The sequence below is a fragment of the Spirosoma knui genome, assembly GCF_054780635.1.
Map to the genome: position 1 here is coordinate 319,643 of NZ_BAAGVY010000006.1, position 20,568 is coordinate 340,210.

Consider the following 20,568-nt stretch of genomic DNA (forward strand, 5'->3'; position numbering starts at 1 on the left):
GCAACGAGTATGAAACCAGAAGATATTCATATAACTGATTGGATGCGTATACTCATGGGCGAGGTGCCGGGTGAGTATTTGATTGAAATTGTGATCCGGATCACGTTTGTTTACTTACTGCTGATGGTGTCTATGCGTTTGATGGGCAAACGCATGGCTGCCCAGTTAAGCCGGAATGAACTGGCCGCTCAGGTGTCGCTGGCAGCCGCTATCGGTATGCCTATTTTGGCGCCCGACCGGGGTCTGTTACCTGCTGTTGTTGTGGCCCTGGTAATTGTGGCTATTCAGCACCTTGTTTCTACCTTGGCTTACAAAAACCAGAAGTTTGAAGCGATTACGCAGGATAATATTAGTGTACTGGTCGAAAATTCGGTGATGCACCTGGAGAGTATGCAGAAGGTACGTATTACGCGGGAACGGCTCATGGAACAGCTTCGTTCGGCCGGCATGGAACATTTAGGCCAGGTGAAACGCCTGTATATAGAAGCAAGTGGGAGCTTTACGCTCATCGCGAATGAGGAGCCCCGGCCGGGACTGTCTATCATCCCTGAAATTGATCCTGATTTTCGAGACGCGCAGAAAAAAGCGCCGGACTTGTTCGTGTGCCATACCTGTGGTACGTCCAGACAGACTGTTACGCAACCCAACGAACTATGCGAAAATTGCGAGGACAACAACTGGGTTCGGGCGGTAGACGCTTAGCATGCGCGACCGATACGTAATGGCATCTAAACAGCCGAAGGCCTTAACAACTGACGTCAGTTGTTAAGGCCTTCGGCTGTTTAAGCTTATAGTCACTAGAATTTAACCACCTCCCAATATGCTTTCTTAGGTTTGAAATTAGTGTCTAAGAGTAAAGGGTAATCTTTGCGGTTAGGAACCGGAAAATTGTCGAGCCAGGTCGATTTGTCGGATACGTTCCAGAACGTAATACCGGTGATTGCGTCTTTGTGTTTGCGGAATACGTCGAATAGCATCTTGTAATGAGCGGCTTGCTTGGCGTCCATTTCTGGCGTAAACTCGCTCTTGTCCGTATCTTTCTTTGCCCGGCGCTCGTGCTCTTTCGGGTACACCGATACGTCTAGTTCCGTGACTTGCACCTTCAGTCCCAAGCTGGCGAACTTGGTAATTGACTCTTCTAACTCCTGCGCTGTCGGTTCGTAGATCGACCAGTGCCCTTGCAGGCCTACGCCCTGGACGGGTACACCTTTGGCCTTTAACTTCTTCAGCAACTGATATATTTTCTCCCGCTTTGCTGCGCTCTCGGTATTGTAATCGTTGTAAAACAGCACCGCGCTAGGGTCGACTTCGTGCGCGTACTGAAAGGCTTTTTCGATGTATTCTTCCCCAGCGATCTCATAAAACTTGGACTTACGATACATACCGGTTCCTGTATCCGGAACCGCTTCGTTCACAACGTCCCAAGCGTAAATTTTGCCCTTGTACCGCCCCATTACGTCACTAATGTGCTGTTTCATCCGGGCAAAGAGCACGTCTTTGCTGATTTGCTGGCCCGACGCATCCGTGAAAAACCAACGGGGCGTTTGATTATGCCAGCAGAGCGTATGCCCGCGAACTTTCATTCCGTTCTGCTGGGCAAAGTCAACAATAGCGTCGGCATCTTTCCAGTTATACCGGTTTTCTTCGGGGTGGATAGGGCCCATTTTCATAGCGTTCTCCGGCGTTATGCTATTGAACTGCTGGCGAATCAGGTCGGCATCTGGGGCTGTCAGGTTTCGCGGAGCTACGGCCACGCCGATAGGGAAATAGTTCCTATAATAATCCTTCAATCCCTTCTGGTCCTGAGCCAGACTAGTGTTCCACACGAGCAGAGCGAGTGGAATAAATGTTAGTCTATGTTTCATTGCTTTTTATAGGTTCATCGGGTCTTCTATTGGCGAATGCCGGGCAAGCGAGCAGAGCTAGTTTTAAACAGACAAGGCAACAGGTTTAAAAGCCAATGGAATTCCCGCCGTCGACGGGCAGCGACGCCCCCGTGATGTAGCGGGCGGCATCGGAAGCCAGGAATACAGCCGCCCAGCCGATGTCTTCAGGTTTGCCGAATTTACCCATAGGCGTCCGACGCATGGCGCGGGCAAATCGATCCGGATCACCACTCATGGCCGTCTTGCTCATGGCGGTTTCGATGAAGCCCGGCGCAATCGAATTCACGCGGACTCCCTTCCCCGACCATTCCGACGCCAGTACTTTCACCATGCCCTCGACCGCTGATTTAGACGCGGCATAAGCCGCCACCCGATCGATACCGTAATAAGCCGCCATTGACGAAATCATGATGATTGTGCCACTTTGGCGTTCAACCATTCGCTGTGCGCAGGCGCGGGTCAGGCTAAAAACGGAGTTAAGGTTGGTGTGAATAATGCTGTCAAAATCCTCGTCACTAACCTCCAAGGCGGGTTTTTTCATGTTAATCCCGGCGTTATTAACCAGTACGTCAATAGGGCCATACGTCGCTTCGATTGATTCGACGAGTCCGTCCAGTGACTCGCGAACCGTTACGTCGTTGACCATGTAATGTGCCCGTTCACCTAAGGTTTTGGTAGCATCCTGAAGGGGTTGTTCCCGACGACCGGTTATAACGACAGTAGCGCCTGACTGTACCATGCAGCGGGCAATATCAAAGCCAATGCCGCTGCCGCCACCGGTGATTAGCGCGAGCTTGCCTTCGAGCGAGAATATAGTGGCGTGGGTGGGCTGCTGTGACGGTTGCACGTTTGCCTGAGTAGCTGATAACTGTTCCATTACTAGTTAGATAAGCGGGTACTAATTTTACTGAATAGGTGTATCTCTCGAATCGGCGTACGCTTTGCTGAAATCGATCTTTTTCACTTGTCCGGCAACGTAGCGGAGACCCTGAAAAATATGCTGGGTGAACGTAGCGTCTTCGTAGTCATTTTTGTGATGGCCGAGGGTTGTGCACCAGGTATACCCACCATCAAAGTTGTAGTACCAGGCCGATGGATATAATTTCGTGTACGACCCGCCGAACATCTTGACCTTTTCGGGTTCCCGACCGTCAAGGGATGTCAGGTCGTTGGCCATAATGACCGTCGGGCCCGGCGACATGTCTTTTGTGAAATAAAATTCGTCTTCTTTCTCCCACACCTTAGGTAAGCCCTGCATAGATGGGTGTTTCGTGTCGAGGATATTAATCCGAATCTTTTGATAAGGCGGGTGCCAGGCGAAGGTCCCCCCGATCATGCGTTTGAACCAGTCCCAGTTCCGTTCGGTACCCATCACCGAGTGAATACCCACAAAGCCGCCACCGGCCTCGATATAGCGCCGAAAGGCCAGCCGCTGGGCATCCGTATCGAAAACGTCGTTGTTCGTACTGGGAAAAATCAGCGCTGTGTATTGCTTCAGATTATCTTCTGTAAATACGGTCGGTTGATCCGATACGTCTACCTTGAAGCCGTGCTGCTGCCCCAATCGCTGGATACACTGAACGGCGTTGGGAATGTTGTCGTGAACGTAACCTTTGCCGTTTTTGGTGTACACCAGCACCTTCACCTTTTTCCAGTTAACCGCATCGGTTGACCAGCCCGCATTGGGTGTGACCAGCCACAGAAGTAACGCCCAAAACGCTCCCGAAGTGAATCGACTCATGCGTAAGTTACACCTTGAGGTTTAGAGGTTGAGCCTGTTTCTGAGCCCGCAGCGCTAATTCAGTCGCCAAAAAGCAGTGCTCCTGCGACATCGCCGTTTCGGTGCGGTTCAGAACGTCGTTGACGAGCTGTTCACCATACGGTAAGGGCTCTTTGCTGCAATCGACGTAACGCGTCTCTTTGTGATCGGTGATGAACAAGTGATTGCCACCATCCCGTCCGCCGGGGTCGATGTTCTTACGTATCTCAATGAACCCATCTGTACCTAAGATTGTCAGACGTCCGTCACCCCACGACTTTAATCCATCGGGGGTGAACCAGTCGACGCGGATATAACCTGTACCGCCGTTACCTCGCAGCATCACATCGCCAAAGTCTTCAAATTTGGGGTATTGCGGATAGTGGACGTTACCGACCTGTGAGGCAACGATTTCCGCCTTAGTAGAACCCGTAAAGAACAAAAACTGATCGAACTGGTGCGAAGCGATATCGCAGATGATACCGCCAAATCGTTTCTTGTCAAAGAACCAGTCGGGTCGCGATTTAGGCGTCATCCGGTGTGGTCCCAAGCCGATGGTCTGAATCACTTTGCCAATGGCACCGGACTTCACCAACTCGCCAGCCTTAACCGTTGCGCGATTTTCCAGTCGTTCACTGTACATGATCGAATAGATACGCTTCGTTTCCTTTTGCACTTTGCGTACATCGGCAAGTTGCTCAAGCGTCGTAATGCCAGGCTTGTCAACCATGTAATCTTTACCTGCTTTCATCACCCGAATACCTAGCGGAGCACGCTCGTCAGGAATGATTGAGCTAAGTACCAGCTGAATTGATTTATCGTCCAGAATTTCCTGTTCGCTCTTCGCCCGTTTTGCCTGCGGATGCCGTTTGGCAAACTCGGCTGCCAGATCCGGTTCTTTAGCGTAAAAGGAAACCAGTTCGCCACCCCCCCGAATCACCGCACCCACTTGCCCATAGATATGGCCGTGGTTCATACCAATCACAGAGAAGCGAATGCGGGCGGCTGCCGGTTTACTCCCGTGTATGGCCGGACTTTCGATTATTGAAGCTGGCGAAGCCAAAATCTCGTTAGACAAGGTAGGAGCAACGACCAAACCAGCCGCTGTCTTGATAAACTTCCGTCGATTTGCGTGTGACATGTTGTTTCAATGAGTGAAAGAGTGAATGAGCGAAAGAGTGAATGGCCGGTCCCTGTACCGTGAAAGTTTAATTCTATGTGTATAAAGAGAATTCACTCTTTCACTCTTTCATTCCGCTTCGGCGGTCCGATTCGCTCTTTGATGATTTGGCCATTTCCAATGCCTGCGTCGTGGTGTAATACTTGGCAATCATGTTTGGGACCTCCCATTCGGGTAGTTTTCCCACTTTCAGATACTTCAGATAGTTCTCCGTAACCCGGCCGAAGTGGGCTTCGTGTCCTTCCTTGTACTTTTCCGGAATGGTTATCTCCCAGCCGGTCTTCAGCTTTTTCAGTTCGATACCGGGGTATTTCTGCTGAATGGTTTTCAGTGAAGCTGACAGACTATTGGCGTAAGCCGCGTTGTCGGTAATCGGCTCAATGTACAAAGTTGGTTTGTACTGTTGCTCAGCTCCTTGACGGATGATCAGATTCGCTTTCGTGCCGCGCATGATGGAGTAATGCGTATCGCCGGCGCCCTCAGGAGCTTTGTAGGCCCAGGTAACGGATACTTTGGCGTGTACGCCACGTAGCTGATAGTTTATTTCTCCGTTGCTGTACACCTTCAGCAGGGTGTCGTCGACTACGGCTTTTTTCAGATAGTCTGGAAAGCTCGGCTGGTTGGTAATCGTCTGAAATTGACTGCGCGACATATCCGTTGTCCACCGGCGAGCGGTGTTCAGGCGAATATCTTTCTTGTAGTCAATCGTCTGATTCGGAAAGCACTCCCACTGCACCAGATCAACCAGGTGCGTCGTTACGTCGACAATGCCTTCGCCCTGCTGCGCTACGTCCATGAACCAGCCCGGCCGTTGCAGCACACTACCCGATACGTATTTATAGAAGTGATGTACGCTTTCCTTCGTAACCGCCGGATTTTCGGGCGTGCCTTTCTCCAACGTACCAAAGACGGCGGGCAGCATTGAGAATTCACGCTGCAACAACGTAGTGATCTCAAATCGCTCAGTCATGATGTCGTACAGCAAGACGTTCTTTTTAGCCGCCGAGGTGAACGCATCTTTCAGCTGATTGAAGTTGCGGGCGTCGATCACCATCGGTTTGTCGGCCAGTACGTTGAAACCAGCATCGACTGCCTTTTGGATGTACTCCGTCTTTGTTCGGTTGTTGCCCGCAATCACCACCACATTCCCGCTCTTATCGGCGAGCATTTTCTGGAAATAATCAGTTCCGGTGTACACCTCTTCCTGCCAGCGGGTTGGATTTTCTGATCGTTGGTTATACGACTTGATCCGATCCAGATGCAGTTGCACGTCAGGGCCTTTCGGCGCATATACGTGCACAACGGGGCTAACATCCGGATACATACTCTTCTGGACCAGAGCCGCGTGAAAATGCCCCGGATCCAAGGTGACCAGTTTATAAGTGGCCTCCTTCTGAGCGAAAGCAGAGGTAGCCGCGCTAACAAGCATGATCAGAACGTGGCGGTTAATAGCAGGAAAAACATTCATCGTCATCAGGTTAATCTTTAAGCACACTTTATGCGAGCCGAAAGCCCCGTTAAGGGTGTGCTGTCCATAGAAACATATCCCGTCTTTCTACTTATAGCGCCGTAGGTGCGACCTAATGTGGCGATGTAAAGCAAACCGCACCTACGGCGCTGTAACCAAGAGCTGAGAGCGCATCCTAGTAACAGGTCGGGCCTACAGCCCTTTAAATTACACTTGATTGTTCTGCATCAACGCGTTTTATTGCTGGCCAACATTTTAATAGCGTATTCTTTGCGTTGCGGGCGAGACAAAAACTTGTTGGCTTCCGGGTCGTTTTTGAACTGTTCTTTCTTGGGGTCCCAATACAGTTTCCGGGGTAGCTTCATGGCTACCTGATGAAGCAGACAAGCTGTGCAGGAGCGGTGCCCGATCTCGGCCGGAGCAATCGGTTCTTTCCGGCTAACAATGCTTTCCAGCCAGTTGCCGTGGTGTTCTTTGCTGACGGTCAGATGCGTTTCGTTCGGGCCAATCACCGACGTAAGCAGTTTCGGGTCGCTGGCGTCCAGTTTTTTGGCCGCGTTCTGTTTGGCGATTGGATCGCTGGCCGTAACAGAAGCATCACCGCGCGATACGAAAATCCAGCCGTCGGTGCCTTCGAACTTGATGCCATTGGAAATTTCATTGCTCACGATCATGTGAACGCCGTTCTCATACATGGCCTCCGTCCGGAAAATACCGTGTACGTTCCAAAGCCCGCTTTTGGGAAAATCAGCTTTTCCCCAGATTTCAACTGGTCCCGTATGCTCGGTATTCATCGCCCAGTGCGCGCAGTCGATGTGGTGCGAACCCCAGCCGGTGATCATACCCGCGCCAAACTGCTCGCAGCGTAACCAGCCCGGCCGGTCGTAGTTAGCCTGTGGATGAACCCGCTTTTCGGTATAGTACACTTCGGGCGTAGTACCGAGCCACATGTCGTAGTTCAGGTTTTTCGGAACGGGCATTTCTGGCTCTTCGTCCCCCGCCGGATCGCCAGGTAAGCCGACGTACACCGTTTTCAACTGGCCAATACGTCCGTTACGTACCAGTTCAGCCGCGTATCGAAACTGCTCCGACGACCGTTGCTGGCTACCGACCTGCACGATCTGGCCCGACTGCTTCACGGCATCGGCCATCATCCGCCCTTCCGAAATGGTTAGTGAAGCGGGTTTCTGCATATACACGTCTTTCTTAGCCCGCACCGCGTCGATCACGATAGGGGCGTGCCAGTGGTCGGGCGTACTGACGAGGACGGCATCAACATCTTTGTTATTCAGGAGTTCGCGGTAATCTGTATATACGCGTACGCCATCGTACTCTTTACCGGTTTTTTTTGTGTAATAGCCGTTGACCAGCTTTTTCGCATCATCGGCGCGTTTGCTGTCCAAATCGCAGACGGCCATGATCAGGGCATTGTCGTATTGCCAGACGCCAGGTAGGTCGTGACCGCGAGAAATGCGTCCAGTGCCAATAGCGCCGATGTTAATTCGGTTACTCGGCGCGTTTTTGCCGAATACCGATGCGGGTACAATGGTCGGGAAACCGCTGACGACAGCCGTAGTCAGGGCGCTTGTCTTCAGAAAGTCTCTTCTTGACAGAGCAGGGGTTTCTTCATTCTTCATGGCCTTGATGCTTGGGGTTATCTGTAAAAGTTGTCAACGTACTATACTTACCTACTTCCACTGAACGTGATACGTCTGCTAGCGCATCATATACACGTCGACCAGGTTCTTTACGTCCCTCAGCGTACGTTCCGGTTTTTTGAACGGAGCGGGTATCGGTTGTTTCGCGTAGTCCTGTAAATACAATACCCAGGCATCTCGCCACCAGATCGCTTCTTTATGCTGCGTGGCTAACCGGCCCGTTACATCTGTGTAAATCTCCGGGTCGACCGACGGCTTTACCTGCACCCATTGTTGCTGCATCCAGGATACGGAGTCGGCTCCGGTGTAAAAGCGCGTACATAGCTCATCCCACAGCGTCCGGCCGGTGCTCAACTTCTTGGTCCAGGGAACATGGTGGAACCAGAGCAGGTAGGGTAGGGGACAGGTTTCTGCGTTATTCCATTGCTGCTGTACTTCAGGCTTATACTGAGCGAGCGCATTACTGCCTTTGGCTGTTCGATCGAAACCAACGCCCAGTGAATCGGCTCGGTGGTAGTAAACGGCTGTCCAGTCGGGGCGGGGGCTCTTGTTCTGCCAGGGTTCAGGCGCAAAGTGTACACCAGTCCAGGGCCGAGAAAGACCTAAGGGCGTATTATAATTGACATAAATCTCCCGCGACTTAAGCATCAGATCAGTGATCCGTTTCACGGTCTGCGGTTCATTCGTTAGCGTCATCTTTACCCACTCATTCGCAATCGCTTCCGACGACAAGGTATGATCCCAGGCTAAGCGTCCGAAGGCGTACCAGTTCGACTGCGCCATCGGGTGCCCCGTCCAGTTGCGATCAGCCCCGGTATTGGCTACCCCCGCCATAGCTGTTAGTGGATAGCCATGCAGACTCCCATCGACCACCTTAGCTACTGAAGAACCCTTACCTTTCACGTACGTATCCGATTCCAGGCACTCTTTGAAGATAGGCGCTTCGTAGACCCAGTGCGTAGCGAAACCTAAGTACTCCTGCGTAATCTGAAACTCCATGCCCAACGGCGTCTGCGGCATATTGCCGAACAGCGGAGAGAAGGGCTCGCGGGGCTGAAAATCGATCGGACCGTTCTTTACCTGCACAATGACCTTCTTGTCGAATTTGCCATCCAAAGGCGCAAATTCCTCGTAGGCCGCTTTGAACCGGTCGGCTTTGGGATCGGCTTTGTAGACGAAAGCTCGCCAGATCACAACGCCATCGTAAGGTTTCATGGCTTCGGCAAGCATGTTGGCCCCGTCGGCGTGGGTGCGGTTATAATCCTGCGGACCGGGTTCACCTTCCGAGTTGGCTTTGACCAACAGGCCTCCAAAATCAGGAATCGCCTGGTAAATCTCTTTCACTTTATCGGTCCACCACTTATGTACCTCCGGATCGAGAGGGTCAGCCGTTTTGAGACCGCCCACCGTTTTAGGGGCTGCCCAGTAAACCGATAAATAAACCCGAATGCCATAGGGCCGGAACACCTTGGCCAGAGCTGCTACCTTTTGCAGATATTCGTTGGTCATAAACCGGGCACTGGCGTTGACGTTGTTTACGACCGTTCCGTTAATGCCCAATGATGCGTTGGCACGGGCGTAATCTTTGTACCGGGGGCTGATTGTCTCGGGCAGTTCATACCATTTCCAGAGTGACTCACCGGCATAGCCCCGCTCAATGGTTCCGTTTACGTTATCCCAGTGATTGAGCATCCGGTATTTCACCTTCGGGCTGCTGGTTACCGAGATAGCATCAATCGGCTGTAGCGTTTGCAGATGACGTAACAAGGCGAATGCGCCGTATAACGCCCCGGCATCTGATTTACTCGTGATGACGATATTGTTTTGCCGTTTGCCGATCTGATACCCTTCGTTGTTTAGCGACTGGATGTCTGCGGCATTGGTTACCGATAAAACGATACCGCCAGTTTTTCCACTGGCATTGGTGATGACAGGGACCGACTTACCCAGTAAGCCTTGTAAACCCGTTTGCAGCTCCTCAGCGGCTGACTTTAGAATCGGACTGTTACCATTGACGGCGATAAACTGTGCTGAGCGGGCGTAGCTGTCCCGCCGGGCCGCGTCTTTTATCAGATCATACTTCAGCCAAAGCCGATAGCCATCGTCGGCCCGGCTGCTGGTTGCGATACACAGCAAGGAAATTAACCAGATACTAACTTGTTTATAACTCATTTACGTTCTTCCGCTAGTTCAACTATTTCATTCTCTGCCAACGACCGCTCAATACCAAATTCCAGCCCCCGCAGCTCCGCTAAACCGCGCAGGCGACCAATGGCCGAATAGCCGGGATACGTTTTTTTGTGCAGATCGTCGAGCATCTGGTGGCCGTGATCGGGGCGCATCGGTATGGACGTAACGCCAACACCCGATTGGGTCCGTCGTTGCTGTTCCAGGACAATTGCCTTGATCACGGCGTACATATCGACATCACCCGCTAAATGGTCGGCTTCGTAAAAATTATGGGGACGGTCGGGCGTGCCGCCTTCTTCCCGCTTCGTTGTGCGTAGATGAATGAAGTGAATACGCTCGCCGAATCGTTGGATCATGCCCGGCAAGTCATTGTCAGCGCGTACGCCCAGCGAACCTGTACAGAACGTAATGCCGTTGGCCGTTACGTCGCAAGCTGCCATCAGTTGTGCTAAATCGGCTTCGGTACTGACAACGCGGGGTAAGCCCAATAGCGGAAATGGTGGATCGTCGGGGTGAATACATAGATTAACGCCGACCTCCTGCGCAACGGGAGCCACTTGTTGGATGAAATAGTATAGATTAGTACGTAGCTCGGCATCGCCAATCTGCGCATACTCATCCAGCAACCCCTGAAACGTTTCGAGCGTAAAGCTTTCTTCTGAACCGGGCAGACCAAGTAACACAATGGCCGACAGTTCTTCAATCCGGGCCGGACTCATCTGGGTAAACTTCTCGTAGGCAGCTGCTGCAATCTCCGGTTTGTAGTCGGTTTCAGCGCCTGGCCGCTTCAGAATGCACAGATCAAATACGGCAAAATCTTCCCACACGAATTTTAGCGCCCGAGAGCCGTCGGGCATCTCGTAGTTCAGGTTTGTACGTGACCAGTCGAGGACAGGCATGAAATTGTAACATACCGTTTGGATGCCGCAGGCGGCCAGGTTTCGAATCGACTGTTTGTAGTTTTCGATATAGGTCGCGCGGCTCGGCCGACCTTTCTTAATGTCTTCGTGAACCGGCAGACTTTCAACGACAGCCCAATGTAAGGGAGCGTAACGACCATTATCGGCCTGAACGACCCGTTTCCGCTCTTCAATTTCCGCGACAGACCACACTTCGCCTACCGGGATCTGGTGCAGTGCGGTTACGACACCTGCGCAACCCGCCTGCCGAATATCCATCAATGAAACCGGGTCGTTCGGCCCGAACCAACGCATGGTTTGTAGCATCCCCATTCAGACTCTATTTTTTATTTTGCGCTAATGACGCCTTAAATTGTTGATTCGCAAATTCGATAAATACAGGCCAGTCAAGCGAGTCAACATGGCCACCTTCGTGATTTCTGAACGCTACTTCTCCACTGACCAACGATACGTCGGGAGCGGGTGTCTCGGTTGTCCCTATACCCTCTTTACCAAGTAAGGTATACACCGGACTAGCTGCTACGCAGGCCAGAAATTCGCCTTTCGGATTAGGGCTGGTTGCTTTAAGTTGAACGCCTGCATCGTCTTTTCCCAATCTGCCTGACTGGCCACCCGCATTTTTTCCATATACGCCTTTCGCTCGTCGGGCGTCATCTTCTGGAAGTCGACGCTTTGAGCCTTCACACCAGACGCTAAAGTCAGACTTACCGAAATACCGAGAATGATGCTACGTATATAGATAGACGAAGTGGCGGTTCTCATGGCTTATACGGTCACAGTAGCTTTTCGGCGGAAAACGAATGCATACAGCAATCCCCAGGCGACCAGATACGCTAGGCCGGCGATGTAAAAAATGACGTAGTAGCCTTCGGACAATTGGCCTAACCCTTTGTAATGGTCAAGAATTCGGCCGACTAATAAGGGAAACAAGGCACCGCCCAACGTACCGGCCATGGTACCAAACCCAACGACGCGGCTCAGTACGTGCTTCGGAAATTGGTCGGCGGCTACGGTGAAAATGTTTGCCGACCAGGCCTGGTGAGCCGCGACCGCCAGCGACAGAATGGCAATCACCGGCCACATGCTGCCCATCTGGCTGATCACCATAACTGGTGTGACGCATAAGGCAAACAGCGCCATGGCAAACTGGCGCGCCCGTGTTGGGTTCCAGCCTTTCTGAATCAGCGTAGACGACAGCCAGCCGCCCCCAACACTACCGATGGTTGCAGCCAGGTAAATGATAATTAACGGAGCGCCCAGCTTTTTCAGATCAAGGTTATAGATGTTGGCCAGGTAAGACGGCAGCCAGAACAGGAAAAACCACCAGATCGGATCGGTCAGGAGTTTGCCGCCCATAAAGCCCCAAATGGCCCTATTCTTAAAGATGGGATATGACGTTTTCGCGTCGGGGCTGAGTAGATCGGTTGCGGCTGCATCACCAATTGCGGCCGGTTCAACCGGTGGCTCTTCGGTGATATAAGCTAGTTCGGCCGCGTTGACGCGCTTATGGCGGGCGGGAACTTCGTAATAGAACCACCAGGCGACAATCCAGATAAAGCCCAAAGCTCCCGTAACGATGAACGCCATCTGCCAACCGGCAACAAGGGCTAGCCAGGGGACAACGGCTGGCGCAGCCACCGCGCCGATGTTCGCGCCTGAGTTGAAAATACCAACTGCCAGCGCCCGTTCTTTCTGCGGAAACCATTCCGCCACGGTCTTGATTGAAGCGGGAAAGTTACCGGCCTCACCAATGCCGAGGAATGCCCGAGCGACCATAAATCCGAACGTACCACCCGCTAAGGCGTGACCCATTGCGGCCAGACTCCACACCAGAATGGCGCCGATATAACCTAGTTTAGTCCCAATCTTATCGATCAGATAACCAGCAAGTAACGTACTGGTGCCGTAGAAAAACGTGAACACGGTTACGATGTTGGCATAGTCCGATTCGCTCCAGCTAAATTCTTTTTCGAGAATGGGTTTCAACAGGCTGATAACCTGTCGGTCCAGGTAGTTGATTGTTGTCGCAAAAAACAGCAGTGCCACGATGGCCCACCGGTAATTGCTCCGTCCATTCAGTGGCCCGATCCCAGAAGCCTGGCTTCTGCTTTCAGTCATGCCCAGTGGTGTATTACCAGTAGACGAGGAGTTAGTTTTCCCAATCAAAGTAGTTTATGACATTATGGTAAGCGATGTTGGCTGCCAGTTGCCCCAGCCAATTGAGGTCTTTAGGTAAAAGACCTTTTTCGATATCCTTACCGATGAGGTTGCATAAAATTCGTCGGAAATACTCGTGCCGGGAGAACGACAGGAAGCTGCGCGAGTCGGTAACCATGCCAATAAACCGGCTCAGCAGGCCCATATTGGACAAAATGTTGAGCTGGTTCTCCATGCCATCTTTCTGATCGAGAAACCACCAAGCCGATCCCCATTGAATTTTGCCAGGCATACTACCGGCCTGAAAGTTGCCGGTCATGGTGGCAAATACGTCGTTATCGGCTGGGTTCAGATTATACAGCACCGTCTTCGCAAGCTGGTCGGTTTTGTCCAGCGCGTCCAAAAATTCCGCCAGTCGATTGGCCTGACGTAAATCGCCCATCGAATCGACCCCGACGTTTATACCGAGTCGACTGGTCAATCGACTATTGACCTGACGTAACGCACCGATGTGAAACTGCTGTACCCATCCGCGCTGGTGATACATCCGACACAATTCCAGCAGAACGTAGCCGGTTAGCTGATCAAGCTGGGCTGGGTCCGAAACCGGTTGACCATCCAGCAATCGTTTGAACGTACTATCGTGTTCAACGGTACGTTCGACCACGGCTGGCATCTGTGACAGGCCATGATCGGCCGCCCGGCAACCGGTTTCGTGAAAGAACTGAACCCGCTGTTGTAAAGCTTCCACAAACGAATCTAAATCGGTAACAGCTACTCCACTGACAGCAACCAGCTGCTCAACTCGCCCTCGCCACTGCGACGTGGCGGCCGGGAATAAGGCATCGGGTCGGAAGGTCGGTAACATGCGGAGCGCCGTCCCCTCGGCGGTAAACTGCTGATGATACCGCAGATCGTCCGTTGGGTCATCGGTGGTGCAGACAACCTGTACGTTGTGGTATTGGAGCAGCGTTCGGGCCGTCCATTGGGTTTGCAGCTGTTCGTTGCATTGGTTATAGATCGACTGGCTGCTGGTTTCGTTCAGCAGTTGCGTTATGCCGAACGGGCGCTTCAGCTCCATGTGTGTCCAGTGATACAAGGGGTTCCGCATGGTGTAGGGAACGGTCTGCGCCCAGGCGTCGAACTTCTCCCGATTGGTGGCATCCCCCGTAATCAGCCGCTCCGGAATGCCATTTGCCCGCAAGGCCCGCCATTTGTAATGATCACCTTTCAGCCACAATTCGGTCATGTCCGCGTAGCGCTTGTCCTGAGCTACCTCGTCGGGCGGTAAATGGTTATGGTAGTCGACGATCGGCAGCTTCTCAACAAACTCGAAGTACAGGTACCGCGCCGTTTCGTTTTCCAGTACGAAATTTTCGTCCAGGAAACTGCCCGTTGCCGATGGGCTATAATCAATGTTCAAAGCGTGCATGTTCACTACGTTTAGGTGTTTGTTTACTGCCCCCGCTGTTTGGCCGTCGTTCCTTTCGCACGCATGTATCGATCCGCAAACTGAAGAAACGTAGGCCAGTTGGGGCCGGTGGTGTGCCCGCCACTGTGCTGGCGAAAGGCGATGTCGCCGGTAACAAGTCCTGTTTCGAGGGGCGGAAACTCGGTTGTGCCAAGTCCTTTTTTGCCGAGCAGTTCATACACCGGCCCGGCGTACGCGCCACCCAGGAACATGCCTTTTGCATCAACCCACTGCCCTTCAACGGTAGGCGATCCTGAGCTAATGAAAACCGGACGGGGTGCGCAGAGTGCGACCAGTTCGTGCGCATCAACCGGTAGGTCGTTGGGGGTTAGTGGACCGGCATATTTAATGAAATTACCCGCCATCCAGTGGTACTCGGCCGAAGACGCTACGTTCTCGACCTGTTCGCCAAACGTGCGCCGATGGATTTTTACGCCCCCTTCGCCTGAGGAACCGATGAACCCAATCGCGAAGCGGGGCTCATACGCCATCGTGACAACGGCGGCTTTCCCGTAGCGCGACAAGCCTTCAATACCGACTTGTTTGGCGTCAACGGCTTTGTCAGTTTCGAAGTAATCTAAGGAGCGGCTGGCTCCCCACGCCCAGGCACGTAACGCACCCCAGTCGTCGGGTTTACGCGGCTGCCCTTTGTTAACCAACCCGATAATACCTTCTGTCAACCCCGCGCCGTTATCGGCCTGATAACTGGTTGGGTAAATAATGGCGTATCCCCAGCCCTTGGCCAGCAATTGCTGCTGCCAGCTAGGAGGGGCCGGAGCCGTAGTCGACGTTGGCGGTTGTGGGGGACGAAAACCGGCCGGGAAGCGAAACCCGTAGCTCATCATAACTGGTACCGGACCGGAGGCATTAATGGGCGTGGCTAAGGTCAGCTCAATGTTCACTGTAATGGCCGGATACGCCGAATTGTTCACTCGACCGACCAACTGCTTTAGTCTAACCGGATAGCTGCCATCGACAGTATCTTTCGTGCTCACTACCTCCCAGGATACTTTGGGCGTATTAGCGGGCATACGTCCGTATACTTCCCGATCGAAATCTTCGACAATTTCGGGTCGTCGTTTCTGCCACCACTCTTTAGCCGTTGTGACTTTTTTGCCGTTTTTTAGCGTCAGCGGATCGGGCAGCGAGGTGTAGGTCGTGGCTTTACTTTCGTCCACATTAGCCGCGTTAGGAGCCTTTGGATTTCCCGATGGTCCCGGCCGCAGTTCGTTGATGTTCAGAGCGGCCATCATCGCGCGATGGTCGGCCTGGGTTTTGCGCTGTTGCCGGGCAATCAGACTGTCCTGTTCAGGCGTACGCGGACCAAACTGAGCCAGACCCACAAGCGGTGCGACCAGTAGCAAACTATATAAGATTCCAGTTTTACGCATCGTAGTTAAGGTATTGACTTTGGTTGCAGCCAGCGGTACGGCTTAGACGACAGCTAATTGCCCGACATCGGTTTACGGTTTTGAAACGAGAAAGCGGGTTTTATACAAAGAATGGTACGTCCTTGGGCGCGTACTTGCGCATGCCTTCTTCGTTGATTTCGACGCCAATACCAGGTTTTTCGGACAGCGGAATAAAGCCGTCTTTGACCATCGGGCCGTCGAAGGTGACAATCTCTTTGAACATAGGTTCCTCGTGGAAGTAAATCTGCCACTCCAGAATGAGGAAGTTGGGCACCGACGCACAAACATGGCTCGACGCCATAGCGCCCAGATACGATGCTACCATGTGCGGAGCGAAGGGGACGTAATACAGATTCGACAGATTGGCAATCCGTTGCCCCTCGCCTAAACCACCTGCTTTTTGCAAATCAGGCATAATAATGTCAACCGCCCCAATTTCAAGCAGCTTCCGGAACCCATGCGCCATGTAGTGGTTTTCTCCGGCGCAGATCGGCGTATTCGACGCTTCCCGAATCTGCTTATAGGCTTCCGGGTTTTCGGCGGGAATGGGTTCTTCCAGAAACAGCAGATTCAGCGGCTCCATCATCTTGGCCACCCGCCGACCTGTTGTTACGTCGTAGCGCCCGTGCATGTCTACGCAGATGTCGACCTTTGGGCCAACCGCTTTACGAACACCGGCAATCTGGTTGTACATCCGCTCCAGCTCGCCCTGGCTGGCCGTCCAGTTGTAGGCATCAAATTTGTTCGGATCGTTACGTTCGTCGATGTCGTATTTGACCGCTGTAAAGCCCATATCGATCGCCCGTTTGGCACTTTTGCCGAACGATTCGGGCGTCGTGTCTTTCTCGCGGTATGCACCCGTGTCGCAGTAAACGCGGACTTTATCCCGGAACTTACCGCCCAGCAACTGATACACCGGCATACCTAAGGCCTTGCCGACAAGATCCCACAGGGCTGTCTCGATGGCGGATAGCACGGAAATATAAATACCGGCCTGAGCCCCTTCAAAGAATCCTGATTTGCGAACATCTTCGAATAAGCGGTTGACGTTCAGGGGACTTCTGCCCTTAATACGTTCGCCCATCATTTTCACCAAATGATACGTTCCGACGGAGGCATCAACGGCTTCGCCACAACCCCAGATTCCCTGATTGGTGTGTACTTTCACGAACAGGCTGTGTCCGTTGCGGGTGTAGCCGCACTTGATGTCAGTGATTTTTAGATCGGAGGGGGCCGACGATTGTGGAGCCCGGTGAACGGCGGTTTCCAGCCCTTCGCCAAACGTAGAGATAGAGGTTGCCGCAAAGGCACTGGCTATGGCGCTTTTGGTCAAGAATGAACGCCGGGATGATGTAAAGCTCATGGTCGTAAAAAAGGGTTAAGCGGTCAGGTTACCAGGTACGGGTTTTGAGAAGTTCCTGGATTTGCTCTTTCGGAACGGGGAGTTCGTTGATGTGAGCGTTAAGCCACTGCGAAAAATCTTTCTCGATTTCGGCCGACCAGCGCGTGTCGATCTGCCCTGAGGTGTATTTCTGCTCGCGCAACCGCTGGTGACTGAACATGTCGCGCAACCGGACGATCTCAGACGTTTTAACAACCTTCTCGGCCAGGTGGGGGGGAATAAAGATAACTCCGCCGTCACGGCCCAGCACGACGTCGCCCGGCATAACCATGACCCGGCCAATACGGGTTGGGTGATTCATGCTCACCAGGGTCGTGTTCAGCGCCCCATTCGCATCGTTTAGGTGGTGCGAGGGGTGATACGAGCGGAAAAACGACGTAAAGCCACCTAATTCTTTGAGGCCATTTATATCCCGGACGGCTCCTTCGTACACAATTCCGTTACCGGTTCGGGTGTAAATATCATTGCCCAGGTTGTCGCCAATGGTTGGGCCGTCTTCGTGCATACCAAACTGATCGACTACGTACACATCGCCTTTCGTCAGCAATTCGATAGGCCAAGTATTTTGCGGCTTTACTTTACCGGTTCGCTCCTGACCTCGTTTATCTGTAATCCGCTGCACATCCGGCCGACCGGGCATAAACGTAGCCGTAACGGCCCGGCCTACCAGCACACTGTCGGGGTTGATGACCTGCCAGCCATCGGCGTATTGGTGTTTGTAGTTCTCATTGCGCAGAACGGCCCAGGCTTCTTCCTGCGTGACCAGCTTCATGCGTTTCAGAATGGCGTCGGAGACTTTAGGGCGCCCATCGGGATAGCGTTCGCCTTTCCACTCTGGGGTTAAAAAGATCAGTTCCTCTTTAGAAATCTGTTGCCCAAATGATGCTACTGCCTGGCTAAAGAGGCAGAGTACCGTGGCTGAAATAATTGTCAGCTTCATGAAAATTCAGGAAAGGGTTATGAGTTTGACATACATCGTCTATAAGGAGTTAGGTACGCCGGTTCTACCCAATGCAACCGATTGAATTATTGCCTGATCATACATATGGAGCGAAAAGCATGTTAAAAACACATCCCACCAAGCTGGCAGGATGTGTATGTACTACCCATGATGAATCTTAAATACGATCTGAACAGACTAGCTCCAATCTGGAAGAACTGGCTGCTGGTCTTTAAGCCCCTTTATCAACCCGGCGTAGGTAGGTTTTTTCCAATAGTTCTAGTCCCACAACGTCGGGAAATCGGTCCGTCCCTGTGAGGTTATAATCCAGCTGTCTTTATCTGTTACATTCCATACTGTAATGCCGTACGGCACCGACGCTGCACAATGGAATCGCGACAACTCATTGACCGTACCCCGCAACGGGCGCATGTTAGGCGTACCATCGGGTAGGTAAGCCGAAGTCAGTCGCAAGGCTTTATACATTAGATTCGCGCCTTTGCTTCGTATGCAGTAAATGCTGCTCAGGTTGGTTAAGCCACTTTGATGCGGCTACCAGTATTCGTGTCGATCGAGGTACGTAGCGAAAACCGCTAGAACGATCTGTACAAGATCAGTACAAAGTATTTGTGAAAAAATAAAACTTGCAACCGATTTCAGAAATTTTTGTAAATGAATGTCATTGTCGGCGTATGTTTTTTTATTTTTATAGGGTTTACCCTAGTATGTATTGCACATTGGTCAGCCAAAGGCGGTAGTTTTACCCGACAAAGCAAGTGATAAGCTAAGGTAGTCTAGTAAGGCCCTATTTTACTTACATAGCTATTGCGCAATGGATTGCATAGATTGCCACTATTCTGATCCCGTCTGTTAACTTGTTCCGATAATCCTCATTACGCGATACTACCCACTGTATGGAGAAAGAAATAACGATATATGATATAGCCAAGCGGTTGAATTACTCGCCTGCTACCATCAGCCGTGCCTTAAATGATCACCCCGCTATTCGCGAAGACACTAAAGATTTGATTACCACGACGGCCAGGCAAATGGGATACCGATCGAACACCTTTGCCAGCAATCTTCGCCGTCAGCGGACCAACACAATCGGGGTCATCGTGCCGCGCCTAAATAGTAATTTTATGTCTACGGCTCTGGCTGGCATGGAGAGGGTCGCCAACGAAGCCACATATAACCTGATTATCAGTCAATCACTGGAATCGGTCAAGAAAGAAGTAGCTAACGCTAAAACCATGTTTAACAGCCGGGTCGACGGCCTACTGGTTTCGGTAGCGTATGACACTGAGCAAACCGATCACTTCGAGGCATTCATTAATAAAGGCATTCCGTTGTTATTTTTCGATCGGGTAATCAACCATGAGCAATGCACCAATATTGTGATCGACAATACGCAGGCCGGTTACGATGCTACGTGTCACTTAATTGAGCAGGGGTGTAAACGGATTGTCCACGTAACCGGTAGTTTACAGAGAAACGTATATGCTGACCGGTTAAAAGGGTATCGGATGGCACTATTGGAGTCCGAATTGCCTTATGACGAATCGCTGGTGATGGTAGGCGACTTAAGCCAGGAAGCGGGAGTCGAAGCTGCCAGACGCATTCAGGCGATGCCCGATCGGCCGGATGGGGTTTTTGTTGCCAATGACTTCTGCGCCGTAAGCTGCATCCGCGTACTGAAACAGGCTGGCCTTTCTATTCCAAACGACATTGCTGTTGTAGGATTCAATAATGATCCGGTTTCTCAGGTGATCGAACCAAACCTGACTACGATTCATTACCCCGGCGAAAAAATGGGTGAAATTGCCGCGCAGAGCTTGATTAATCACTTAAATGGCTCCATGAACATTCAGGTAACCAACCGGATTGTCTTACACTCGGGGCTGGTTATTAGAGACTCATCGCTCAAAAAACAGTAAGCTGTGCTTACGTAACAATCTGTCTGTTACGTAAGCACAGCTTAGTAAAATCGGGCAATCTTAAATATACTGATTGATAATCATCTCAAATAGCTCCTGCTTGCCGCTGATCTGCTTGGGCTCCCCCTGCTCCAGGGCATACGACCGCAGGTCCTCCAGCGTTAGCTCACCCTGCTCGAAACGAGCAC

General features: G+C 52.0%; 18 protein-coding genes. 2 read left to right on the forward strand and 16 right to left on the reverse strand.

From position 1 onward, the window contains the following. The first annotated feature begins 9 nt into the window (after positions 1-9). Entirely contained in the window at positions 10-702 is a 693-nt protein-coding gene (locus tag ACYVIY_RS15265; RefSeq protein ID WP_460977231.1) for a DUF421 domain-containing protein, read from the forward strand. 95 nt (positions 703-797) lie between these two features. On the opposite strand, the gene ACYVIY_RS15270 is transcribed toward ACYVIY_RS15265, so the two are convergent. From ACYVIY_RS15270 to ACYVIY_RS15345, 16 genes are all read right to left on the reverse strand, one after another. Next, on the reverse strand, positions 798-1,865 hold the full coding sequence (locus ACYVIY_RS15270; protein ID WP_460977232.1) for an endo-1,4-beta-xylanase: 1,068 nt from the start codon (positions 1,863-1,865) through the stop codon (positions 798-800). A gap of 85 nt (positions 1,866-1,950) precedes the next feature. Then, entirely contained in the window at positions 1,951-2,763 is an 813-nt protein-coding gene (locus ACYVIY_RS15275) for an SDR family NAD(P)-dependent oxidoreductase (RefSeq protein ID WP_460977233.1), read from the reverse strand. A 27-nt stretch (positions 2,764-2,790) separates the two neighbouring features. After that, positions 2,791-3,627, reverse strand: coding sequence for a ThuA domain-containing protein (locus ACYVIY_RS15280; RefSeq protein ID WP_460977234.1), 837 nt, complete (start codon positions 3,625-3,627; stop codon positions 2,791-2,793). Positions 3,628-3,634: 7 nt separating this feature from the next. Next, the gene (locus tag ACYVIY_RS15285) at positions 3,635-4,786 is read right to left on the reverse strand and encodes a Gfo/Idh/MocA family protein (protein WP_460977235.1); all 1,152 of its coding nucleotides are present in this window, start codon (positions 4,784-4,786) and stop codon (positions 3,635-3,637) included. A 100-nt stretch (positions 4,787-4,886) separates the two neighbouring features. After that, entirely contained in the window at positions 4,887-6,293 is a 1,407-nt protein-coding gene (locus ACYVIY_RS15290; RefSeq protein WP_460977236.1) for a putative oxidoreductase C-terminal domain-containing protein, read from the reverse strand. A 227-nt stretch (positions 6,294-6,520) separates the two neighbouring features. Then, positions 6,521-7,930 carry a Gfo/Idh/MocA family oxidoreductase gene (locus ACYVIY_RS15295; RefSeq protein WP_460977237.1) on the reverse strand — a complete coding sequence of 470 codons (1,410 nt, stop codon included), beginning with the start codon at positions 7,928-7,930 and terminating at the stop codon, positions 6,521-6,523. Between the two features lie 78 nt (positions 7,931-8,008). Continuing rightward, a complete protein-coding gene (locus ACYVIY_RS15300; protein ID WP_460977238.1) occupies positions 8,009-10,123 on the reverse strand; it encodes an alpha-glucuronidase family glycosyl hydrolase in 2,115 nt (704 codons plus the stop codon). Continuing rightward, positions 10,120-11,355 (reverse strand): mannonate dehydratase, encoded by a 1,236-nt coding sequence (gene uxuA, locus ACYVIY_RS15305; RefSeq protein ID WP_460977239.1) that lies wholly within the window; start codon positions 11,353-11,355, stop codon positions 10,120-10,122. The genes ACYVIY_RS15300 and uxuA overlap by 4 nt, the downstream gene beginning before the upstream one ends. A gap of 25 nt (positions 11,356-11,380) precedes the next feature. After that, a complete protein-coding gene (locus ACYVIY_RS15310) occupies positions 11,381-11,569 on the reverse strand; it encodes a hypothetical protein (RefSeq protein ID WP_460977240.1) in 189 nt (62 codons plus the stop codon). A gap of 11 nt (positions 11,570-11,580) precedes the next feature. Then, the gene (locus ACYVIY_RS15315; RefSeq protein ID WP_460977241.1) at positions 11,581-11,823 is read right to left on the reverse strand and encodes a hypothetical protein; all 243 of its coding nucleotides are present in this window, start codon (positions 11,821-11,823) and stop codon (positions 11,581-11,583) included. Between the two features lie 3 nt (positions 11,824-11,826). Further along, positions 11,827-13,179, reverse strand: a complete 1,353-nt coding sequence (locus ACYVIY_RS15320; protein ID WP_460977242.1) for an MFS transporter — start codon at positions 13,177-13,179, stop codon at positions 11,827-11,829. 31 nt (positions 13,180-13,210) lie between these two features. Continuing rightward, the gene (gene uxaC, locus ACYVIY_RS15325) at positions 13,211-14,650 is read right to left on the reverse strand and encodes a glucuronate isomerase (protein WP_460977243.1); all 1,440 of its coding nucleotides are present in this window, start codon (positions 14,648-14,650) and stop codon (positions 13,211-13,213) included. Between the two features lie 23 nt (positions 14,651-14,673). Further along, positions 14,674-16,080, reverse strand: a complete 1,407-nt coding sequence (locus ACYVIY_RS15330; RefSeq protein ID WP_460977244.1) for a glucuronyl esterase domain-containing protein — start codon at positions 16,078-16,080, stop codon at positions 14,674-14,676. Between the two features lie 100 nt (positions 16,081-16,180). Beyond that, a complete protein-coding gene (locus ACYVIY_RS15335; RefSeq protein ID WP_460977245.1) occupies positions 16,181-17,464 on the reverse strand; it encodes a mandelate racemase/muconate lactonizing enzyme family protein in 1,284 nt (427 codons plus the stop codon). 28 nt (positions 17,465-17,492) lie between these two features. Next, the gene (locus ACYVIY_RS15340; protein ID WP_460977246.1) at positions 17,493-18,443 is read right to left on the reverse strand and encodes an RraA family protein; all 951 of its coding nucleotides are present in this window, start codon (positions 18,441-18,443) and stop codon (positions 17,493-17,495) included. 279 nt (positions 18,444-18,722) lie between these two features. Next, positions 18,723-18,929: a hypothetical protein gene (locus ACYVIY_RS15345; RefSeq protein ID WP_460977247.1), complete on the reverse strand. Its 207-nt coding sequence runs from the start codon at positions 18,927-18,929 to the stop codon at positions 18,723-18,725. A gap of 428 nt (positions 18,930-19,357) precedes the next feature. Here ACYVIY_RS15345 and ACYVIY_RS15350 point away from each other — a divergent pair, with 428 nt between their 5' ends. Then, positions 19,358-20,380 (forward strand): LacI family DNA-binding transcriptional regulator, encoded by a 1,023-nt coding sequence (locus ACYVIY_RS15350; protein WP_460977248.1) that lies wholly within the window; start codon positions 19,358-19,360, stop codon positions 20,378-20,380. Positions 20,381-20,568: the final 188 nt, after the last annotated feature.